Consider the following 20,497-nt stretch of genomic DNA (forward strand, 5'->3'; position numbering starts at 1 on the left):
TCAGGCATGAGGAATCGTTAGGTTAAAGGATACTGCAAAAAAACCAGGCTGTTTGGAGATGGAGGCATAGCGCGGCCAGGTTGAAATCGAAAACCGCAGCGTAGCGACTGTTCCTGAAGCAGTTTCGGTTCGCAGCAGATAGGCTAACGCATCGTTCCGGTTTAATAGGCAAAATTGGTAAGGTGGGTGGCCGCGAAGGTTTGGAATACCTTGTTGAAATAGGTGCAGTATTCGGCGTAGATGCCCGGGTTGTTGCAATCCAGCCCGGTGGTCAGCGCCAGTGCCAGCATTTCCACCGGCACCGGGATGGTTGCAATGGCGATAAAGGTTTTTTCTTCCGTCAGGAGCAGGGTGGTGTACACGTACAGGCCGTACTGCAAGCCATCCTGCCCCATCAGGTACTCGTTTCCCAGGGAGAGGATCCAGGCGACTTTCCGTCCACCTTCGAACTCGTTCCAGACCGAGTATTCCTGGTCTACGGTAAACCCGCTCATCCCGTAGCGTGCGGCAAAATTTTGATTGATGGTTTCGCCCATGAGCAGCAGCAATTCTTCAAAATTAACGGAAGAAAAGTCGTCCTGTACCCCATAAAAATATACCTGCATGTCGCTGCCGTTGGCGCCGCTGACCTGAAAGGCTTCCTCAGCGGGGTTGTAGTACAAGCGCTGTCCTTCCGGCACCGCCAAGACCACGCCGTTGTTGATGTCTTCGTAGATGTCGAAGTACATGTTGTCGTAATCGAGCTGAATGTTCAAATCCACCGCAAACTCGTCCGAAAGTATCTCGATATTCTCCGGATCGTCCGAACTGTCCATCATTTCGCTCAGGGAGCGGGTTTTGATCGGATAAAAGGCAAAACCCAGTGCTTCGATCGATTCGCTTTCGTTGTTGAAAAAACCGTTGTCCAGCATTTTTTCTGTGCCGGTATTTGTCCCGCCGACATTGGCTGTCGTTCCCGCGGGTAGTTCGATTTTCGCTGCCGCAGAAAAGAGCTGCACCAGGTTTTCAAATCCTGCAGGCAGGCTGGTAGAGGAGGATGTTTCCAATTCGGTCAGGTAGTGTGCCGGAATGATCCAACTCACGTTGCTTGCACCTTTTTCAAGGCCTCCGTCCCCAATTCCAACGAGTCGGCTGCGGTTATCAAACACCGGCGCTCCGGAAAATCCCGGTAGCAGGCTACCCTCCAGGTACAGGATGTTTAGGTCCAGGGCCGGGAAGCCAATACGGGCCAAGGCGTCTTTGTCTTTTTTTGGGATAAGATTGGCCAGGGTTTCGGGATCCACAAATCCTTTTTTTAGCTGTCGGGAAGAGCTTCCGATGGCGCCCCCGTTGAATCCCAGGGCATAAATGCTGCTGCCAAAAGGAACCTTTTCGGGAGAATAGCTGGATAGCGGAGTCACTCCAGCCGGGGGCGCTGCCTGCCCTGGCAACAGTTCCAATAGGACCAGATCGGCTTTTTGCAGCACCCGTTTGATGCGTGCTTTTCTCCAGGCCTGTCCTTCGTAAAGAATCCGTATATCTCCGGTTCGGCTCATGCCGTGCAGGGAGGTGACGATCTGCTCGGGTGACTTCCATACAAATCCGGTTAGCGCATTGGAGGAGCGGGTATCCACCGTTACCAGGACTTTTACCAGTGAGTTTTTTACCTTCATGGGGTCGAAATTCTGGGCCGAGGCATGGACCGCCAAAAGGAGGGAAAAACCGATTAGAAGGGACTGAAATTTAGTCATTGCGGAGTACGTCAAAGAGTCGGGGATAGATCAGTTTTCGGGTTTCTGCCGGGAGATTTTCTTCCATCAGGCGGACAATTTCGGACCAGGGTGCCCCCAGGCTGCGGAGTTGTTGCTCTAGTGCGGATAGCTCCTGCCGGGGCTGAATACCTTCAGGAATGCGGAGGGTTTGCGCGGCCGGTCCATTTCCAGCACAAAACCCATCTCGCAGCAGCAAGAGCGTGGTTTTGGCCTCGCTTTCTCCCAGTCCGCTGCGAAAGTTGCCTGCCAAACCTGCCCAAAGGCCACCTGCGGTTTCGAAGGTATTGAACACCTCGGAGGCGGGCGTGGTAGCGTCTGCGTAGATCAACAGATCACAGGAACTGATGGTGATTTCCTCGCTGTAGAGTACATTGGCCTGACGAATGGCCCGCGAAGAATCTGACCGGATAAAACTTGTTACGAGGAGTTTTGCTTCCTCCGGGCTGTAGCCGATTTCCAGGTATTCCTGCATTTTGTCAGAAAGGCTGGGAGCAAAGGGGTCGTTGGAGCGGATGTACAGCCCCAGTAAAATGCCAATTACGGAGAATAGGCCAAAAGAGCCGATGCGCAGACTTTTGACCGGGTCTAGAAATTTTTCATTCAAGCCGATCAATACGGCGAGCAGGGAAGTGATGGTTCCGACTACCCCGCTCACTACGGGGGATACCGATAGGCCCATTAATAATCCCAGAAACAAGCCAATGCCGAGTCCATTGAAGATGGCGGTAAAACCGGATAGTCGCCCGGTGCGGTTACCGGTCTCGGGTAGCAAATCCCGAAACGATTCTTTGGGTGTGGAATCGGATGTGGTTTCGTTCTTTTCGTCCATGTGCAGGGGGTTGGTTGCTACCGAAATAGTTCACCGGTTTCTTTGTCAATATAACAAAAAACAAGGTTTAATCTACTGTTTTTGGAGTATATAATTCTTGATTTCCGTTGATTTGGACAAAAAAAATTAGCTCCTGTACTGCCACTACGGTCCGGGATATTTTAAATCGTTGCCGAAAATCAGTATCATTGGAGAAAAACAAACAAAGGATACGGCATGAATCATTACCTACTTATATACACGGTGGCACCGGATTACCTGGAAAGGCGGGGTGCTTACCGGGAGGAGCACCTGGCCCTTGCCCGGGAGCATCAACAGCATGGAAACTTGCAGATGGGCGGAGCCCTCGCCGAGCCGGCTGACCGGGCTGTATTGGTGTTTCGGGGCGATAGCCCTGCGGCGGCGGAAGCGTTTGTCCGGGCAGATCCCTATGTGAAAAACGGATTGGTGCTTTCCTGGGAAATCAGAAAATGGAACGTGGTGGTAGGGGGCTAGTCCCTGCGCTTTCTGTCAACCCATCCATCCCAACCATGCCTGCCTGTACCGTTTCCGTCATCATGCCGATACATGCCTACACTCCTTTTCTGGAAAAAAGCCTGGAGAGCACGCTGGCTTGTCTGCATACCGGAATGGAAATGGTCTTGGTGGACGAACGCATGGATTCCCTTTGCCGGCCACTGGTAAACGAAGCCCTGGCACATCCCGGGGTTCGGTTGGTAAAGGCCATGGGGGAGGGATTGGTAAACGGATTGCTGACCGGTTTGGCGGCGGCCCGCGGTGCCTACCTGGCTCGTATGGATGCTGACGATATGTGCCTGGGAGATCGGTTTTCCCTGCAGCAGCACTACCTGGATCGGCATCCGGAGGTGGGTTTGGTGAGCTGCAAGGTACGCTACGGAGGAGATTCCACCAAGTATCCAGGCTTTGCCCGTTTTGTAACCGAGGTAAACGATTTGGATACCCATGAAAAGATGGTCCAAAAGCGCTATGCAGACGCCGTGGTCATCCACCCCTCTGTCATGTTTCGGCGGGAATTAGTGCAGCTTGGATCTTACCGGGAACGAAACGCGGCGGGACAAGCGGTGCCGGAAGATTTTGACTTATGGCTTCGCTGGATGAATCAGGGCGTACGTTTTGCGAAATTGGAGGAATGCCTGCTCGTTTGGAATGACTGGGAAGGCAGGTTGTCTCGCAGCCATCCGGCCTATGCCAAACGGGCGTTTCGGGAAGCCGCTGCCGAGGCGTTTGTCCCGCCGGCGGGGAAGCCTGTTTGGATCTGTGGGTATGGCCGAACCGTGGAGCGGAGGCTCGCTCCCTTTCGACGCCGTGGCTTGAAACCTGCGGGCTATCTGGCCCTTGCACCGGAGCGGCGCGAAGATCAGCTGCCGGTGATTACGCCCGCGGAGGCTGGACAATTGAGGGGGAAGGCCCTGTTGCTCGTGATGGTCGGAAACCTGCGGGGCAAACGGTGGATTCAGCAATTCCTGGATACCGAATCCTTTGTCGAAGGATCGGACTACTTGTGGATGGTGTAAGTGCCGAACCGTAGGCAGGTCCCTCCCTGAATCCATCTTCCCGGGCGAGGATTAGGAAGCAGGAATGCTTTCCGGGTTTTTCACTTTGAGAATTTGAATCACTCTTCTTCCCACCGGAAGGGGCCAATCTACCAGATCTCCCTCTTTGTATCCCATTAAGGCAACACCGAGAGGTGAAAACAAAGAGAGCTTACGGGCATCCAGATTCGCTGCCTTGGGCAATACCAGCGTCATAGCGATTAATTGATCGTTTTTCTCAAACCTGGCCTCAAAATAACTATTTAGCTGAATGACTTTGCGCGGCATGCTGGCATCGGCCACTTTTTTTGCGCGCTGAATTTCACTTACCAGCTGCCGGACTTCCTTGGTTTTTTCTTCCGGGCTTAGTTGGTTGACGGCAGAAAAGATGGTTTCTGCATCGCTTGTTTTAATCAGTGGAATCATGATGTTGTGTTGTTAACTATTGAAAAGCACAGGCGCAATGCCGAATAAACGTGCCTACGCTTGAAAAGTTTGCCTTGCGCTATCGGTTTCTCTGGGAGAAACGTAGATGGCTGCAGACTGGCGAGTTCCGTTTCACAAAATACCGTCTTTCGTCGGCTGGTTTTCGGAATACGGAAGAAGGTACAAAAAAATACCGTCAAATCCGTTTATTTTGTACTTTTTTTAGCGGAAAATCGAAGGTGTCGGGCATTGGTGGGACGGGTCGGGTTCCTCGGGGCGATCGTACCGCCAGGTGCAGGGAAAGCCCTCGCAGCCAAATGACACAGCTAAGCGAATCCGAAAAGGATGGGAAAGAGCAGGCTGACCAGTACGGCCCAGACCAGGTAAACGGGGAGGTAGGACTGCATCGCTTTTCGTACGGCGTCCAGATCCTTTCGGCCCCGGAGAATACCGATCAATGCTTTGGCAACTCCTGCCAGGTGCAGGAGAATCAACCCATTTCCTCCCAGCACGGCGATCCGGTTGGGTGTGGTCCCCCATTCCGCCAGACGAAACAGGATAGCCGATAGCGCAACGATATTGACAAGTATGCTGAGCAGCGAAAGTAAGGTCAGGACAATAATCTCCCAGTGATTTTTTTGCAGGGAGGAGAGGCCAGCGATCGAAAAGAAAATCAGGGCAAGCACCCCCACCAGTAAGGCATTGAAAAGCAACAAAAACTCCCGGTCCGTGTAGGGATTTTTTCCCGAATAGAAAATTACGCCAAGGTAAACTGCCACTAGCAGCAGGACCAGCGGACTGAACAACGAGGCAACCACCTGTGAAATTTTCCCAACTACCTGTGGGTTGGCTTGGATCAGGTAGGCGCTGACGAGGGGCAAAGCGGCCAAACCAAACACCAGTACGTACTCCGAATAAAATGCTTCGATGGGTAAGCCAATCAAGGCAAAGAGTCCGATGGTGAGGGCACTCAACAGGCCGCCTGCCATGGCCAGCGGGACGCCCATGACCAGCAGGTCTCCGTTGAATTTGAGGAAGGCGATCCATCGTTCTCCGCGTCGGTGCCATCCCGCCGCATGGGAAAAACCAAACAGCCACCAAAGCACAAAGAGCAGGTGCAGGCAGGCGAGGATCAGGGTATCACTTTTGGGATCGGCAGGAAGAAGGTTGAGGTACAGCAGACCGGCCAAACCGGCCGCCGCGATCAGGAGTACCTTGCGCGTTTCGAGGTGGTTTTTCCAGCAAAAATAGGCAGACAGGGAACCAAAGAGAATGAATCCCAGATTTCTGAAGTAGAAAAACTCCTCGTTGATACCCAGGAATAGGGGTAGTTTGGCGGCGAAGCCGGCAAGTACTGCCAAGCCGAGGACGATGCCCCATTCCTTGCGCCCGCCCCAATGAATGCCCTCCGATTCGTAGGCCAGTCTTTCCCGCCAGAAGGCAGCCAGCGGAGAGGCTTGCAATTCCGGGTACAGGTCGTGGAATGCTTGTCGGAAGGCGTACTTGTCCGAGCGGTAAAGCCGTTCCAATTGATCGGGTTCGGCGATGTGTTGACGAAGGGATTCTTTCATGGGCTGGATCAAATTGGCGGCTGCTGCGGGTGGTTTTGCTTTTCGGAATTTCGGAGTTTCCGTCTAGTGGACAGGGGCAGGTGTTGGCTTCGGTTATTTTTCGGTCGGTTTTTCTCCCGAGGCACGTATGTTCGTGACTTTTTTTAACAGATCGAACCAAAACGGTGCGCCCAGCGTAATGGCAAAGGCCGTTATGATCCATCCCAGCATGCTATACAGCACGTAGTACCACCAGGCGCGGTCGGGCAATAGCTTCGAAAAAAAACGGATTTGGGCAGGAGGGGCATCGTTCCATCCCATTCCCAGTGTATTGGAAGCCGAAGCGATTTCTTCCCCGACCAGGTCCTGTATCCTTTGCTGCAGGACGACAAGGGAGGTATCTTTCGACGTGTACTCTTCCTGTTTTTCGAGCAGGTCGTAGGCCAGGACCATCGTTTGCCGGCGGGCTTCGGGATCCAGGGACAGGCGCTCGGCGATGCGCAGGGTATCCGCGTTGAAAACGATGCTGATGACTAATCCCAGAACGAACAATACCTTTCGAAGCCTCTCCTTGTACCAGCCGGTAGCCTGATCCATTACCGTTTGGTACCACTTTTCCAGATGCGCCTTGAACCTGCCCAGGTCTCCTTTGGCATCTCTGGCAAAGGTTTTGAGCACTTCTTTCGTTTTTCCGTCGGGCAGGTCCTCGATGGCCGCCTCAATGGTCTCGACCCTGCCCTGGGTGTCAGAACTGAGTAGTTCGACGAGTACGGAAGAAAAGTATTCGGTTCGAATGTAGGCAGGCAGACCTTTGTCCCCTTTTTTGGTCAATTTCTGAATCAGCGGATGGTCAAGAAATTTTTGGCACAGGACTTCCCGTTCGTCGGCCAGCATGGTTTGCAGGGCGAGGTGCAGGTTTTTCCCCCGGGAGTACAGGAGGTTCATGGCCAGTTCGGATACGGTCGTAGCCAACAGGCTTAGCAGCAGAAAGATAAAAATCAGACCGATGACGACTTCCAGAATAACGGATCCAAACATGCTAGCGGATGGGTTGGTAGCAGGGAAAGGGCTGCTGCCGCAGGGCAGCAATTTTTTTCTTAAAATTGTTAAAAAGAAAGGATAAAAACAAGAAGTCAGCCTGTTGTTTTTCCAAATAAATTAAAAGATAGTCGATGAAATCCGGAAGGATTGGTAAGGGTATGGTGAAAAAGTTTTGATCACCTTCTGCGAGCGGGGGGCTGTTTCGAATCCCGATTTGTCAGGGTAAACCCCGGGCAGTGGAAACCGTTTCTACTGCCCGGGATATACTGTGTATTGCTGTTTACAGAAAAGGGGAAAAGGGAGCGGCTGTTTTTAGCGACACTAGTTCCAGCCGCCTCCCAGAGATCGGTACAGATGTACCTTGGTACGCAATTGTTCTAACTGGATTTCAAGCAAATCCATTTTCGCATCCAATGCTTCCCGTTGGGTCAATAAGACTTCCGCATAATCCGCTCTTGCGGCATTAAACAGGTTGCTGGCGATGGAAACGGACTCCACCAATAAGTCAACTTCTTTGGATTTGGTCGCGTAGCTGTCTGTGTAATTTTGAATTTTCGAGACCTGGTTGAGCACATCGGTGTAGGCTTGAAGAATGGTTTGTTCGTACCGAACGACAGCCTGCACCTGACGGGCATTGGCGCTGGTGTAGGCGGCCTGAATGGCGTTTCGGTTGACCAGCGGAGCCACGATATCCCCTGCTAAATTGTAGAGGATGGACTCCGGGCGCAATAGAAACGTAGGGTCAAAGGCTCGGAAGCCGACCCCGGCGGTGATGCCGATGGAGGGTAGAAAATTAGCCCTTGCCACCTGCACGTCCAGATTGGCCGCTGCGAGTTCCAGTTCGGCTTGCCGCACATCGGGGCGATTGACCAGGAGCTGTGCGGGAATTCCCGCCTGGAGGTCATCGATCCGCAGGCTGATTGATTCGATGGATTTTCGCTGAATGTGCGGTTGGAACGAGCCCGTTAGAAATTTCAATCGGGTTTCCGCTTCCACGATATTTTGCTTGACGGCATATTGCAGGTTTTGGGTGTTGAGCAACTGGGCTTCGAATCGATTGACCGCCAGTTGGGATAGCCGTGCAGCCGATTTTTGCTGGCGTACCACCCGTACTGCTTCGGATTGAAGCGCGATGTTTTGTTTTAGAATCTCCAGCAGATTATCTAACACCAATAGCTCGTAATAGGATTCGGAAATCTCGGCAATGAGTTGAGAAACCATAAAATTCCTACCCTCTGTACTGGCGAGGTACCGGGAGGCTGCCGCCCGTTTGGCTCGGTGGAGTTTTTTCCAAACATCGACTTCCCAGCTGGCAACCATTCCTACCGTGACATCAGAAAAAGGTTCCGGAAAGCGTTTTCCCTCGCGGATTTCCAGCTGTTCGTCCACCGCTCCAAATCGGGTATACCTTCCTTCTTTTTCCAAACCCAAGCCGGCGCGAATTTCCGCAATCGGAAGGTACTCGCCTTTTCTGGCGCGAATTTCGGCCTTGCTTATTTCCATTTCCTGGCTTACGATGTATAGTTCCTGATTGTTTTTCAAGGCAGAATCTATCAGCGCAATCAGCAACTCATCGTTATAATACCGTTTCCAATCCATTTGCCCGCTATTGGTCGTGTCTGTGGCGTCCAAATAGCTACCTGGAACCGGTAGGTTTGGAGTCATCAGCGCTTGGTGGGGCACCTTGCAGCCCAATGCGAGCAGCAGGATAAAGAAAATGATGATGATTTTATACAAATAGTGATTAGTCATTTTTCTTTTGTTTACGTTTGGCGGCTTTCAGGACCAAACCCAGCTTTACCAACTTTTTAATCAACGAAGCTTCGGACCGTCCTTCCACGAAGGATTCGGTAAGGGGATTTTCATCCTCATCCTGAATCAATTTTCTACCCGAGGCAATCTGACCGAAGACGTAGTACAATCCCGGTACGATGAGCACACCGAACACGGTTCCAAATAGCATTCCGCCCAAGGCGGAAGCGCCAATCGTTCGGTTGCCAACGGCTCCCGGACCTGTGGCCAGTACCAGCGGAATCAGTCCTGCGATAAAGGCAAAGGAGGTCATTAAGATGGGACGAAACCGTATCCGGGCGCCGTCGATGGCTGCTTCCAGCACGGAAGCTCCCTGTTGGTGCCGTTGTACGGCAAACTCCACAATCAATACCGCATTTTTACCCAACAGCCCCACAAGCATGATCAAACCGATTTGCGCATAGATATCGTTGGCCAATCCCATGGCTTCAAGCAATAGAAACGATCCAAACACGCCGGCGGGGAGCGATACAATGACCGCAAGCGGTATAATAAAACTCTCGTATTGAGAGGCCAGCACCAGATAGACGAAAATCAAGACAATGATGAAAATGTACAGGGCCTGATTACCCCTTCTCGCTTCGTCGTAGGAAAGGCCTTCCCAGGCAATGTCGTATCCCTGCGGAAGTACCTGCGCCGCCACCTCTCGGATGGCCTGTATCGCATCTCCGCTTGTATTTCCTGGCGCGGGAATCCCTCTGATAGACGAAGAGGTGTACAAATTGAAACGGGTAATTTCATTGGGACCCTGGGTTTTTTTCATCGTCATAAAAGAAGAATAGGGTACCATTTCTTCCCGATCATTTTTGATGAACAGGTTCAACACATCGGCTGGCATTTTGCGGTATTCCGGAGCGGCTTGGGTATACACTTTGAAGAAGGTGTTAAATCGTGTAAACCCTTGTTCGTAGGTACTGCCAATCAGAATATCGAGGTTTTCCATGGCTTTGCCGATGGATACTCCTTTTTGCATGGCCCGTTCGTTGTCTATAAGGAGTTCGTATTGGGGATAATTTGCGGCATAAAAGGTAAACAGTCCCGACAACTCCTCCCGCTTCTCCAGCGCTTCCATAAATTCCGTGTTTACCCGATCGAATTCCTGGTAGTCAATGGTACTCCCTTTGTCGAGGAGTCGGAGGGAAAACCCATCCGAGGAACCGTAGCCCGGAACAGCCGGGGGCTCGAAGTACTCTACCACTGCCCCCAAATCCTGTGTCTTTTCTTCCAGCTCCTCCAGGATCTCGTGCAAGGATTGGCTTCTTTCGGACCAGTCTTTTAGGTTGATGATGCAGGTTCCGGCATTGGACCCCCGTCCTTCGGTCAGGATTTCGTAGCCTGCCAGAGAGGAGACCGATTGAATGCCCTCAATTTCCTCTGCGATTGCCTGCAGTTTTCGGGAAACTTCGTTGGTTCGCTCCAGGGTACTGCCGGGAGGTGTTTGGATAATCGCGTAGATCATTCCCTGGTCTTCGTTCGGGATAAAACCGGACGGAAGAATTTGGTTTACCGAGAAGATGCCAAACCCGAAGGCAAGCAATATCCCAAAAGTAACCACTTTGCGATCGACAATGCGTGTCAACAAGTAGGTGTACTTGCCCGTCAGCTTTTCAAAATTGCGGTTAAACCAGTCGATAAACAGGTTGACCGGGGTTTTCCGGCGGGGTTTCCCATGGGTGTTTTTCAGAATCATAGCACAGAGAACCGGGGTGAGGGTAAGTGCTACAATACCTGAAAGCACGATGGCGCTGGCCATGGTAATGGAAAATTGTCGGTAAAAAACACCTACCGGACCCGTCATAAAGGCAATCGGAATAAATACGGCTGTCATAATGAGGGTGATGGCAATGATGGCCCCACTTATTTCTCCAAGCACCTTTTTGACCGCTTTGATGGGGCTGAGGTTTGTTTCTTCCATCTTTGCATGGACGGCTTCCACCACCACGATCGCATCGTCCACCACAATTCCTATGGCCAATACCAATGCAAAAAGCGTGATTAGATTGATCGTCAATCCAAAGAGCTGCATAAACAGAAACGCGCCGATCAAGGATACCGGCACTGCTATGATGGGTATCAGTGTGGACCGCCAATCGCCCAGGAAAAGAAAAACGACCAGCGCAACCAATAGAAAAGCCTCAACCAGGGTATGCACTACCTTGTCGATGGATGCATTTACAAATTTGGATACATCGTAGTTGATATCGTAGGCCATGCCGGGCGGAAAGTCGGCTTCCAGCTCTTCCAGCTTTACTTTGACATCTTCGATCACCTTGCTGGCATTCGTCCCATAGTTTTGTTTCAGGACGATGGATGCAGCCGGATACCCATCCTTGGTGGAGTAAATGTCGAAAAACTCGCTGCCCAATTCCACGGTGGCGATGTCCTTCAGCTTAAGCGTTTCTCCGTCCGGATTTGCCCGAACGATGATGTTTTCGTACTCCTCCGGCTTGTTGAAACGTCCTTTGTAGGTCAGTACGTATTCCAGTGATTGTGCGGTTTTTCCTGAGGCCTGCCCCAATCGACCGGGTCTGCCAATGACGCTTTGTTCTTCCAATGCGCTCATGACCTCTTCGGTGGAGAGGTTGTAGGCCCGCATGCGGTCGGGGTGCAGCCAAACCCGCATTGCATACTGCCGGCTTCCCAATATTTGCGCGCGTCCCATACCGTTGATACGCTGCAGTTCCGGAAGGATGTGTACGTTTGCGTAGTTGTAAAGAAACTTCTCATCGGCCCGATCGTCGGTACTGAAAAGGTTGACGTACATGAGCATACTCGGCTGTATAGGAGTAATGATAATGCCTTCCCGCTGAACAAGCGGGGGTAGGTTATTCATGATCTGGTCTACCCGCGTTTTTACATTCACCACCGCGGCGTTAGGGTCGGTGCCAGGTTCGAATACAATCTGTACTGTTGCTTCTCCTGCGCTGGTAGCATCGGAGATAATGTACTGCATGTTTTGTACACCGTTGATTGCCCGTTCCAGCGGGATGAGTGTGGATTCCACCAATACCTGCGCACTGGCGCCCGGATAGGCAATAAATATATTGACTCGGGGAGGAGCAATTTCGGGGAATTGCGAAACGGGCCGACTGTACATGGCCAGCATCCCCAAAAACACGATCGCAATGGATACAGATATGGCAAGGACAGGCCTTTGAATAAATTTAGTAAACATGGTGTTTCGATTAGGGTCCTTACTTATTCAGCGTGCAATCGAGAAAGTGACTGCAAGATGTCCTCCGGTTGGAGAAAATTGTACCGGACGGTATCTCCCTCTTTCACCTTTCGAAGTCCTTCCACCAATACCTTATCGTTTTCATCCAATCCTTCCAATACGGCGTAGGCATGCGGTATTTCCGCACCCGTAATTATTTCCCTGGCCCGCACCACTCCATCCTCGTCGATGGTGTAAACGTATTTTTTGTCCAGGATCTCGAAGGTTGCCTTTTGAGGTAGTAGCAGCGCATCCCTAAGGTAGGTAGGCATTAAAATGTTACCGGTTTGTCCATTTCTAAGGATTCGTTCGGGGTTTAGAAAAGTGGCACGAAAGGCAATGTTCCCCGTTTCATTGTTAAAATCCGCTTCGATGGTTTCAACGATGCCGTCTCTTTGGAAAACCCGGTTATTGGCCAATTTTAGCCGGACGTTGGTTTCACTGCTTTGCGCACCGGTCATGGCGTAGTCCAGGTATTCGGCTTCGGGTACATTGAAGTATACCCACATTTTACTATTGTCGGACAGGGTCGTAAGTAGCTCTCCCTCGTCTACCAGGCTACCCAGTCGAACATCATTAAAGCGACCGACAATGCCGTCAAAAGGCGCCCGAATTTCTGTAAATGCCAGGTGCGCTTTGGCCAAGGTGAGGGATGCTTCTGCCTGCTGAAGGGTGGCTTCGGCGAGTGCCAGCTCGTTTTTTGACACAATATTACTGTCTGCAAGGCTTTTGGTATTTTCAAATTCAAGCGCTGCAAATTTTGCCTCTGCCAGTGCCTTCTGAACCTCCGCCTGATAGATGACCGGCATGATTTGAAAAAGCAGTTGCCCTTTCTTTACCAGTTGTCCCTCGTCAACGTAGATCTGGTTCAGGTACCCTCGTTCGAAGGCTCGAAGCTCGATGTGTTGGATGGAGTGGATTTGGCTGACGTATTCCTGGTAATACAGGGTGTCTTTTTTGATCGGACGAGTCGCCGTATAGGTGGGTGTTTCGTGGTGTTGGTGTTCGGCATGCGTACAGCTAAAGAGCATAAGCACAACCCAACCAATGATTAATTTATCTGATTTCATGGTACTATTCTGATTGATTTTGACTATTTCCGCAGTATTACACCTAACTTAATAGGTATTTTGACTACGAAAGAATAAAGGAGTTACCTACGGATGGCCATCCGTAGGCAGACACTAAAAAAAAAAATCAATCAGGATAGGTGACGCTTCCAGGAGTGGTGAAGCATGTATAGGTGGCGAACCCTTCGTTTATGAAAGGAGGCTACGCAATGCAGGAGCGTCACCTTTGTCAGGCCCGCTTTTCGGTATTCAAGGCCCGCTGCTTGATCGGCCCATTTGGAGGTTTCATCGTCGGATGATTCCTGGTTTTCGGATTCATCGGAATTTTCCGGATCCGGATCCGGACTTGTAGGAAATGGAAGAAGGGGATGGGAATCACTGGAAAAGTCTACCGAATGTATCCAATTTTTCCCATTTTCTATTTGATCAGGTGTTTCCTGATTGGCCGAAACCGCATTAAAAAAACCAAGTAGAACTAAGCCAACTACCAACAAAAAATTACCAATCACTCCAGGAATACCTACAGTGAGCGATTCTCTAACGTTTTGGCGATTGTGGCTCATAATACGGCAGTAAATTTAATGAATAATTGAAAGTTTTATCATAAATAAATTATTTTTTTGCTTTTTTTAACGAAACACCACCTGTCCCGGGATTACAAATCCCCCTGTATCTGCATCACGGGATTTGCCGTCCTGCTTACGGGTAAGTTCTGCTGATTACAGTTCTCTTAATTTATTCAATCCACTGATAGGTATTTAGTTCCAAACAAAATTGTCCCAGGCCTGGGGTCAACTCCGAAATTAAACCTTCCCAAACAAAAATTCCTCCCTTCCCCTGGACTCGAATAGGCCTGGAGGAGGGAGGAATTTTAAAGTGGAGCTGGCGGGAGTCGAACCCGCGTCCAGATAGGGAAACACCGTACCGTCTACATGCTTAGTCACCGATTGGATTGTCGGCCGAAAGCTGCTGGGTGAAACACCTACTTCCGGCTTAGCCACTGGTCTTAGCCCTGATTAGTAGCCTCACAGGGAGCAGCACCGTCAAGTCGACACCCCAACTCCATCCGGACAGCGCAACGGATGGTGGGATGTGGCCGGGGAGCAACTATCGAAGCTCAACCCTTTAAGCAGTATCTATTCCCCGAAGGGTAAGATTAGGCAGCCATGGCGTAATTAGATTCGCCAAGTATGGTTCGTATGAATCGTTCAAGGCCGTACATACTCCAGCCTGCATGCGAGCCCAGTCCTTACACCTACTGTCAAAACCGGTCAGCCCCATTTGAATGGTTTAGACAAAAGTACCACAAATTTGGTTCCAAAAAAGAAAAATTTGCCCGAGGGGGCTAATCGGGGCGAACGTGCATTGTAAGCATCAAGGCCATGTATTGGGTTTCCTTGTTCTTAAAGTAAAACACCGGCGGGGTCCTGCTCAAAAAGCAACTCAGGCAGGGAGGAACTTGGTGACCGCTGAAGGCTCCGTTTGTTAATACTAGGATGCATTTCATTAGCAAAATGTACAACCCGCGAGAAGCAGTAGAAATTACGATTATCTTCACTTTTATTCGTTGTTGCTTGATCTTAAATTAATCGATAGAATCCCTATATGACTTCACCCGAGGTATCGAAACGCCCCCTGAATGGAACCTGTCTGATCGTTGTTTTACCGGTAGTTTTTCGGCAGGAGGGTTTTTCTTGGAGACTGGAAAATCCTTTGGATTGGGACACCCTATTCGGCGTTTCCCTCAAAAAGGGGGAATGTGACGCAATTCGTCGAACGCTGGGAGAAGAAATGCAGCTTGCTTTCGAGAAGAGAAGGAAATCCAAGGGGTACACTTCCGAAGAAGGACTTCTGGCAGCCTGGGAAACATCTGTAAAAATACGATCCGGCATGTATTGGCTCCGTTTCTGTGGTGAGACCCAGTGGGACGAAAAGGGCTGTGTTTTTCGTGGCCAGGTACAGCAGATCAGCCAGTTTAAGTGGAGAGAAAAGAAATTGAAAACGGCGCTGGAACTACAGAAGCGGGAAAATGCCATTAAAACAAATTTTATCAATTACGCCGTACACGAGTTTAAGGCACCTTTGGCGACTATTTTCAGCTCATTGGAGATACTGAATCATTACGCAGACCGTTACGAGCAGGAAAAAGGTGAGGTACCCTATTTTAGCGAGCATTTCCGTAAAATTGGCAAGCATCTGGGGATCATGAATGCATTTTTGGAAGAACTGGTGCTATTAAGCAGCGTTCGCAAGAATGGTCCTGCAAACTCCGGAGAAACATTTTTTCTTGGAGCGTTTATCCGCGATCTTGTACGAGGTCTTGAACTCCCTGCGATGAAAAACCGAAACCTGGCTCTTTTGTTGCCAGATGAGGACCGTGAAGTCACCCTTGACAAGCTGCTGCTAGAGCATATTTTACGAAACCTGATAAGCAACGCGTTCAAGTATTCTCCCGGTAGGCAGGACCCAGAGCTAGCGCTTCACATCAAGGACCGATCTTTCACCCTATTTGTGCGCGATTATGGCGTGGGGATACCGGAAATGGAACAAAAAGAGCTATTCCGCATTCCCTACCGGGCGTCCAATGCGAAGGCCTTTACCGGTACCGGAATGGGCCTGCTCATCGTCGGGGATTTTGTGGAGCGATTGGGAGGGAAAATCTCCTTTCGCTCGGAAGAAGGCAAAGGGACTTCTTTTGAATTGGAATTCCCCCTGGAGCAACCGCTATTCACGCGGGCATCAAAATGACTTAGAAGAGGGAATTTTTTTACCAGAAAAAAATGTTTACATTGACACCTAAACAATAATGTTTAGCAATCAATGGTCTTTAGAAAGAGAGCGCAGATGGTAGAAAACGGGAGGATTTTGGAAGCAATTGGAAAATCTCACGTGCTTCTGCAGCAATCTGCTAGCTTGAGCGAAGGCATACAGAAAGCCTTGGCGGTGCTGGGGGAAGCCACCCGCGTGGATCGCATTTATATTTTCAAAAATCATTTTAACGATTCGGGGGAACTTTGCATGTCCTACGCGTTCGAATGGGTGGCCAGGGAGATTGACGCACAGATGGATTTTACCCTGCTCCAGGAGCTTCCCTATTCGATTTTCCCGGAACTGGAATCCAAGCTGCAGCAAAACCAGGCGATCAACGATCTGGTGAAAAACTCAAAAAACAAGGTGTTCTACGAGGCCATGTACGAGCAGAACATTATTGCCTACCTTTTTGTGCCGATTTTTTCAGATGACAAGTTTTGGGGATACATCGGCTTTGACAACTGCAGCACGGAAGATTTATTTTCAAGAGAGCAGGTGGCCGCGCTGCATGCCCTTGCGGCCACCGTGGGGGCCCTGATTTTGAACAGAAAGCAGAAAAAGCGCTTGGTTCAGAGTCACAGAAAATACGTAAAGTTGATCAATAGCATCAACGATATTATCTTTCGGCTGGATGCAAATCAATGCATCGTTTATATCAACGAGCCTTGGACGAAAATTAGCAGGCACGAGAGAGCGGCTTCGGCCAATCGGCCCTTCAGCGACTTTCTCGATCAGGAATTCAACGCGATATTCCAGCGTTCCTGGAAGAAACTTAGGAAAAAGCCTGATTCGGTAGAGCTGGATCTAAAGTTTAGGGTTAGGGGGGATGGTTTTTTTTGGGGCAAATTATCCATGCTATCCAACTTTTCCAAAAAAGGAGTGTTTTTGGGTGTGTCCGGCTCTGTCATAGACATTACCAATGAAAAAGAGATGTTGGATGCTCTGACCGTCTCCGATCGACGCATCAAATCCATTCTGGACAATGTCACGGATGTGATGTATACCTGGACGCCCGGTAGCGTCACGGAGCCGGTATTCATTACGGATAATGTAAGAAATCTGGGCTTGGACATCAATGACTTTTTATCCGACGATCGGTACTGGTTGAAAATTGTTCATCCGGAAGACCGGCAATGGGTTTACGAGGCCAGTCAGGTTTTGTTTAAGGGGGAGCCCATGGATCTTACCTACCGTATCGTTAACAATCGGGGAAAGCAACTCTGGCTACGTAACCGGGCCTGGGTGAGCAAAAAAGATGCGGAGGGTCGCGTAATGACCATCAGCGGTAAGTTTTCCGATATCACGGACTTGAAGACCAAGGAAATCCGACTGAGGGAAAGCGAGCAAAAAATCAATCAATACAACCGATTACTGGAAGCGATTAACGAAACCCAATTGAATTTTTACCAGGAGGAGGATTTCCGACAGCCCCTGAATGATTTGTTTGAAAAAATTCTGACTCTCATTGAAAGTGCATTTGGTTTTATGGCGGAAGTGCTGTACGACGAACAGGGCGCTCCCTATCTCAAATCCCATACCATTACGAATATCGCCTGGTCTGAAGAAACCGAGGCATTTTTCCAGCAAAACTTTCGGGCAGGTATCGAATTTCGAAACCTGGACACACTGTTTGGCCATTCGCTCAAAACCGGAAAGCTGGTGATTGCAAACGAGGCGGCCACGGATCCGCGATCCGGTGGGATTCCGGAAGGGCATCCCCCCCTCATCCGTTACCTGGGCATCCCTGTTTACAAAGACAAAGAGTTGGTCGGATTGATGGGCTTCGCAAATAAGGCCGAAGATTACACCGAAGAGGACGTACGATTGCTTCAACCCGTGATTTCCAGCTATGCCAACTTGATCAAGACCATTCGGATGAAACAAGCGAAAGAGCAGGCAGAGCAGGAGCGGGCAGAGGCGAATAAGCTGTATCAATTGATTTCGGAAAATTCCAGTGACGTCATTTCGATGCTTGATGCGGAGATGCGCATTACCTATACCTCTCCTTCCGTAGAAAAGATACTTGGGTACAAACCAGAAGAAACGATTGGAAGGAAGCCGTTAGATCACGTGCAGATAAAAACCTCCAGCGGGGATCCGTACAATTTCGAAGAAGAGGTCAGGTATACCGTTACGCATCCGCATAAGGAAACGAAAATGTTGGTATACCTGGAAGTTTACCGTAAACCTCTGAAGGACGAACAAGGGAAGCTATATGCCATTATGACGGTCACACGGGACGTTACCGAACGGGAGCAGATATTGGAGCGGTTGATTGAATCCTATGAAAAGGAAAAAGAGCTCAATACCCTCAAATCCCGGTTTATTTCCATGACTTCTCATGAGCTGCGTACCCCCATGTCCACGATCTCCAGTAGCAACGAGTTGCTTGGGTTTTACCTGGAAGAGATTCCTGATCCGGTCCTTCGGGAAAAAGGCCTGATGCATGTGAAAAGAATCGGCGTGCAAGTGAATCGGCTTTCTGGCGTGATAAACGATGTGATGATTCTAGAAAAAAATGCAGAAGGCAAGATCAAAGTGGTGTTGAAGCCATTGGAGTTGGTCGCTTTTTTTGAGCGGTTTGCCAGAGATTTTTCTAACGAGTTCCTTACGGAAAAGCCCCTTAGGGTTTTGCTGCCATCGGTGAAAAAGAAAGTAAAAACAGACGAGCGTTTGTTGTTCCATATTGTGTCGAATTTGGTAGACAATGCGTACAAGTATTCAAAAAATTCGGAAAAGGCCCCCGAAATTGAAGTAAAGTTTCTTGAAAAAAACTACTGTTTTTGTGTAAAGGATTACGGAATCGGTATCCCCCAACCAAGCCGATCAAAAATTTATCTTTGACTCTTTTTTCCGCTCCCGTAATGTAGCCACTGTACAGGGGACGGGGCTGGGCCTCAATATTGTCAAGGAAATGGTAGGCAAATTGAAAGGGGAGGTCCGGTTTATCAGCGAAGAAGGAAAAGGATCCACGTTTAATGTGACACTACCGTATGAACTCAGCTGAGCGAATTTTATTGGTAGAAGACGAACCCGATCTTCGCAACAATTTACGCGAATTGTTGGAATTAAAGAAGTATACGGTAATCACGGCAGAAAATGGGCAGGAGGCCCTGGAGGTGTTGGAAAACGCAGATATTGATCTGATTGTCTCCGATATTCTGATGCCGATCATGAATGGGTACGAATTGCTCCAGAAAGTAAGGGAAAGCCTGGACTTTGCCAATGTTCCGTTTATTTTTTTATCGGCTAAGGTCAGCAAAGGAGAAATTCGGGAGGGAATGGAAGGCGGGGCGGAAGATTACCTGACCAAACCTGTCAAGGCTGCCGAATTGTTCAAGGCGGTCGAAATCGGGTTAAAAAAAAAGGGTAATCGGGAAGCCTGGGCGAAACAGCACCTGGAGGCGGTGCTCAACAAGGAACGTAATGTTCGTTTTCACGAGTTACGTACGCCTCTTTTTGGGGTATTGAGTATTCTGGAGTTGCTCGATCAGGATTTGGCTTCGACCGCTCCCATGTCAAGGGGACAACAAGCAGATTGGGTTGGGAAGGCCTTTGAGGCGGCCAAACGCCTGAATAAAAGTTTGCTGAAGTTGACGCTTTTTCAGGAGCTCGGGAGTGTTGGCAGCCTTTCCAAAAAGCGTGTGTCTGTTTTTGAAAGCCTGGGGGCCCTGCGAAAATCGGAAGAACAGTTACCGGAATTCACGGTAAGGGGTGAAGATCAGCAGACCTCGTTTAATCAGCTCCAATGGGATTTTGTCTTGCTGGAACTCCTTGAAAATGCCAGTAAATTTGGTGTTTTGGGAAAGCCAATTTATGTTCTTGTGAAAAAAGGTTCTCTTTCGATGGTTAATTCTCAGCAGATTTTTGACCGCCCGCAGCCGGTTTTTATTCGCCCTTTCTATCAAACGAACCGGGAGTACCAGGAACAACAGGGCTTGGGCATAGGGCTGTACCTGGTGCAGAGTTATTGCGAACTGAATGGAGCCTCTCTCAAGGTGGAAGTGAATGCCGACCTGGATTTCGTTGCCAGTATTACGTTTGGGAGTTAGGGTAGACCTGATTAACAAGCGCTTCCGCTCTTTCCAGCAGTTGCTGCAGAGGGATGGGTTTTTGGTAGATTTCACTGGCCCCGGAAGCGGCAAATTTTTCGTCATCGATTTTTCCGGCGGTAATGATGATGATCGGAATCCGCTGTAGCCTTGGATGTGAGCGGATGGCCTCTATCATTTCATACCCGTTCATTTTTGGCATCATGATATCCGTAACAATTAAGTCCGGAACATTTTCTCCTGAAAGTAGGGTCAATCCCTGTTTTCCGTCTTCGGCCTCTGTGGCCTCGTGACCTTTGAGCGTAAAGAATTGTTTCAACACAGCGCGTAGCACCGGGTCATCTTCCACTAGTAATACCTTCATGAGTGCGTATTTTCGATCGTTAAT

At 49.7% G+C, this 20,497-nt stretch carries 16 protein-coding genes and 1 other RNA gene; 6 read left to right on the top strand and 11 right to left on the bottom strand.

Features of this window, described 5'->3' with window-relative positions:
- Nucleotides 1-161 precede the first annotated feature (161 nt).
- Nucleotides 162-1,730, bottom strand: coding sequence for a serine protease (locus tag ABWH99_RS06935; protein WP_375585561.1), 1,569 nt, complete (start codon nt 1,728-1,730; stop codon nt 162-164).
- Nucleotides 1,723-2,580 carry a hypothetical protein gene (locus ABWH99_RS06940; RefSeq protein WP_375585562.1) on the bottom strand — a complete coding sequence of 286 codons (858 nt, stop codon included), beginning with the start codon at nt 2,578-2,580 and terminating at the stop codon, nt 1,723-1,725. Before ABWH99_RS06940 ends, ABWH99_RS06935 begins: the two co-directional genes overlap by 8 nt.
- Before the next feature lie 216 nt (nt 2,581-2,796).
- On the opposite strand from ABWH99_RS06940, the gene ABWH99_RS06945 reads away from it, so the two are divergent.
- The gene (locus tag ABWH99_RS06945; protein ID WP_375585563.1) at nt 2,797-3,075 is read left to right on the top strand and encodes a YciI-like protein; all 279 of its coding nucleotides are present in this window, start codon (nt 2,797-2,799) and stop codon (nt 3,073-3,075) included.
- Complete coding sequence (locus tag ABWH99_RS06950; protein ID WP_375585564.1) at nt 3,051-4,115, top strand: glycosyltransferase; 1,065 nt, start codon at nt 3,051-3,053, stop codon at nt 4,113-4,115. Before ABWH99_RS06945 ends, ABWH99_RS06950 begins: the two co-directional genes overlap by 25 nt.
- Nucleotides 4,116-4,166: 51 nt before the next feature.
- Here the strand turns inward: ABWH99_RS06950 and ABWH99_RS06955 are convergent, their stop codons facing one another.
- From ABWH99_RS06955 to ssrA, 8 genes are all read right to left on the bottom strand, one after another.
- Nucleotides 4,167-4,559: a GreA/GreB family elongation factor gene (locus ABWH99_RS06955; protein ID WP_375585565.1), complete on the bottom strand. Its 393-nt coding sequence runs from the start codon at nt 4,557-4,559 to the stop codon at nt 4,167-4,169.
- 326 nt (nt 4,560-4,885) lie between these two features.
- Nucleotides 4,886-6,130 (bottom strand): hypothetical protein, encoded by a 1,245-nt coding sequence (locus tag ABWH99_RS06960; RefSeq protein WP_375585566.1) that lies wholly within the window; start codon nt 6,128-6,130, stop codon nt 4,886-4,888.
- A 93-nt stretch (nt 6,131-6,223) separates the two neighbouring features.
- Nucleotides 6,224-7,147: a hypothetical protein gene (locus ABWH99_RS06965; RefSeq protein WP_375585567.1), complete on the bottom strand. Its 924-nt coding sequence runs from the start codon at nt 7,145-7,147 to the stop codon at nt 6,224-6,226.
- A gap of 324 nt (nt 7,148-7,471) precedes the next feature.
- Nucleotides 7,472-8,902 carry a TolC family protein gene (locus ABWH99_RS06970; protein ID WP_375585568.1) on the bottom strand — a complete coding sequence of 477 codons (1,431 nt, stop codon included), beginning with the start codon at nt 8,900-8,902 and terminating at the stop codon, nt 7,472-7,474.
- Nucleotides 8,895-12,137: an efflux RND transporter permease subunit gene (locus ABWH99_RS06975; RefSeq protein ID WP_375585569.1), complete on the bottom strand. Its 3,243-nt coding sequence runs from the start codon at nt 12,135-12,137 to the stop codon at nt 8,895-8,897. Before ABWH99_RS06975 ends, ABWH99_RS06970 begins: the two co-directional genes overlap by 8 nt.
- Nucleotides 12,138-12,160: 23 nt before the next feature.
- Nucleotides 12,161-13,246: an efflux RND transporter periplasmic adaptor subunit gene (locus ABWH99_RS06980; RefSeq protein WP_375585570.1), complete on the bottom strand. Its 1,086-nt coding sequence runs from the start codon at nt 13,244-13,246 to the stop codon at nt 12,161-12,163.
- Between the two features lie 131 nt (nt 13,247-13,377).
- Nucleotides 13,378-13,809 (bottom strand): hypothetical protein, encoded by a 432-nt coding sequence (locus tag ABWH99_RS06985; protein ID WP_375585571.1) that lies wholly within the window; start codon nt 13,807-13,809, stop codon nt 13,378-13,380.
- A gap of 311 nt (nt 13,810-14,120) precedes the next feature.
- Nucleotides 14,121-14,525: a transfer-messenger RNA gene (ssrA, locus tag ABWH99_RS06990) on the bottom strand.
- Nucleotides 14,526-14,851: 326 nt separating this feature from the next.
- Between ssrA and ABWH99_RS06995 the strand changes: the two genes are divergently transcribed.
- The 4 genes from ABWH99_RS06995 to ABWH99_RS07010 all read left to right on the top strand — a co-directional run bounded on the left by ABWH99_RS06995 (nt 14,852) and on the right by ABWH99_RS07010 (nt 20,109).
- Nucleotides 14,852-15,994 (top strand): sensor histidine kinase, encoded by a 1,143-nt coding sequence (locus ABWH99_RS06995; protein ID WP_375585572.1) that lies wholly within the window; start codon nt 14,852-14,854, stop codon nt 15,992-15,994.
- Between the two features lie 72 nt (nt 15,995-16,066).
- The gene (locus ABWH99_RS07000) at nt 16,067-18,901 is read left to right on the top strand and encodes a PAS domain S-box protein (RefSeq protein ID WP_375585573.1); all 2,835 of its coding nucleotides are present in this window, start codon (nt 16,067-16,069) and stop codon (nt 18,899-18,901) included.
- A complete protein-coding gene (locus tag ABWH99_RS07005; protein ID WP_375586553.1) occupies nt 18,894-19,064 on the top strand; it encodes a sensor histidine kinase in 171 nt (56 codons plus the stop codon). The genes ABWH99_RS07000 and ABWH99_RS07005 overlap by 8 nt, the downstream gene beginning before the upstream one ends.
- The gene (locus ABWH99_RS07010) at nt 19,051-20,109 is read left to right on the top strand and encodes a response regulator (protein WP_375585574.1); all 1,059 of its coding nucleotides are present in this window, start codon (nt 19,051-19,053) and stop codon (nt 20,107-20,109) included. The genes ABWH99_RS07005 and ABWH99_RS07010 overlap by 14 nt, the downstream gene beginning before the upstream one ends.
- Here the strand turns inward: ABWH99_RS07010 and ABWH99_RS07015 are convergent.
- Complete coding sequence (locus ABWH99_RS07015) at nt 20,093-20,473, bottom strand: response regulator (protein WP_375585575.1); 381 nt, start codon at nt 20,471-20,473, stop codon at nt 20,093-20,095. The two genes, ABWH99_RS07010 and ABWH99_RS07015, sit on opposite strands and share 17 nt — an antisense overlap.
- Nucleotides 20,474-20,497 lie beyond the last annotated feature (24 nt).

Origin of the sequence: Cyclobacterium xiamenense (genome assembly GCF_042140265.1) — a bacterium.
In the GTDB taxonomy this organism is placed as follows: Bacteria; Bacteroidota; Bacteroidia; order Cytophagales; family Cyclobacteriaceae; genus Cyclobacterium; species Cyclobacterium xiamenense_A.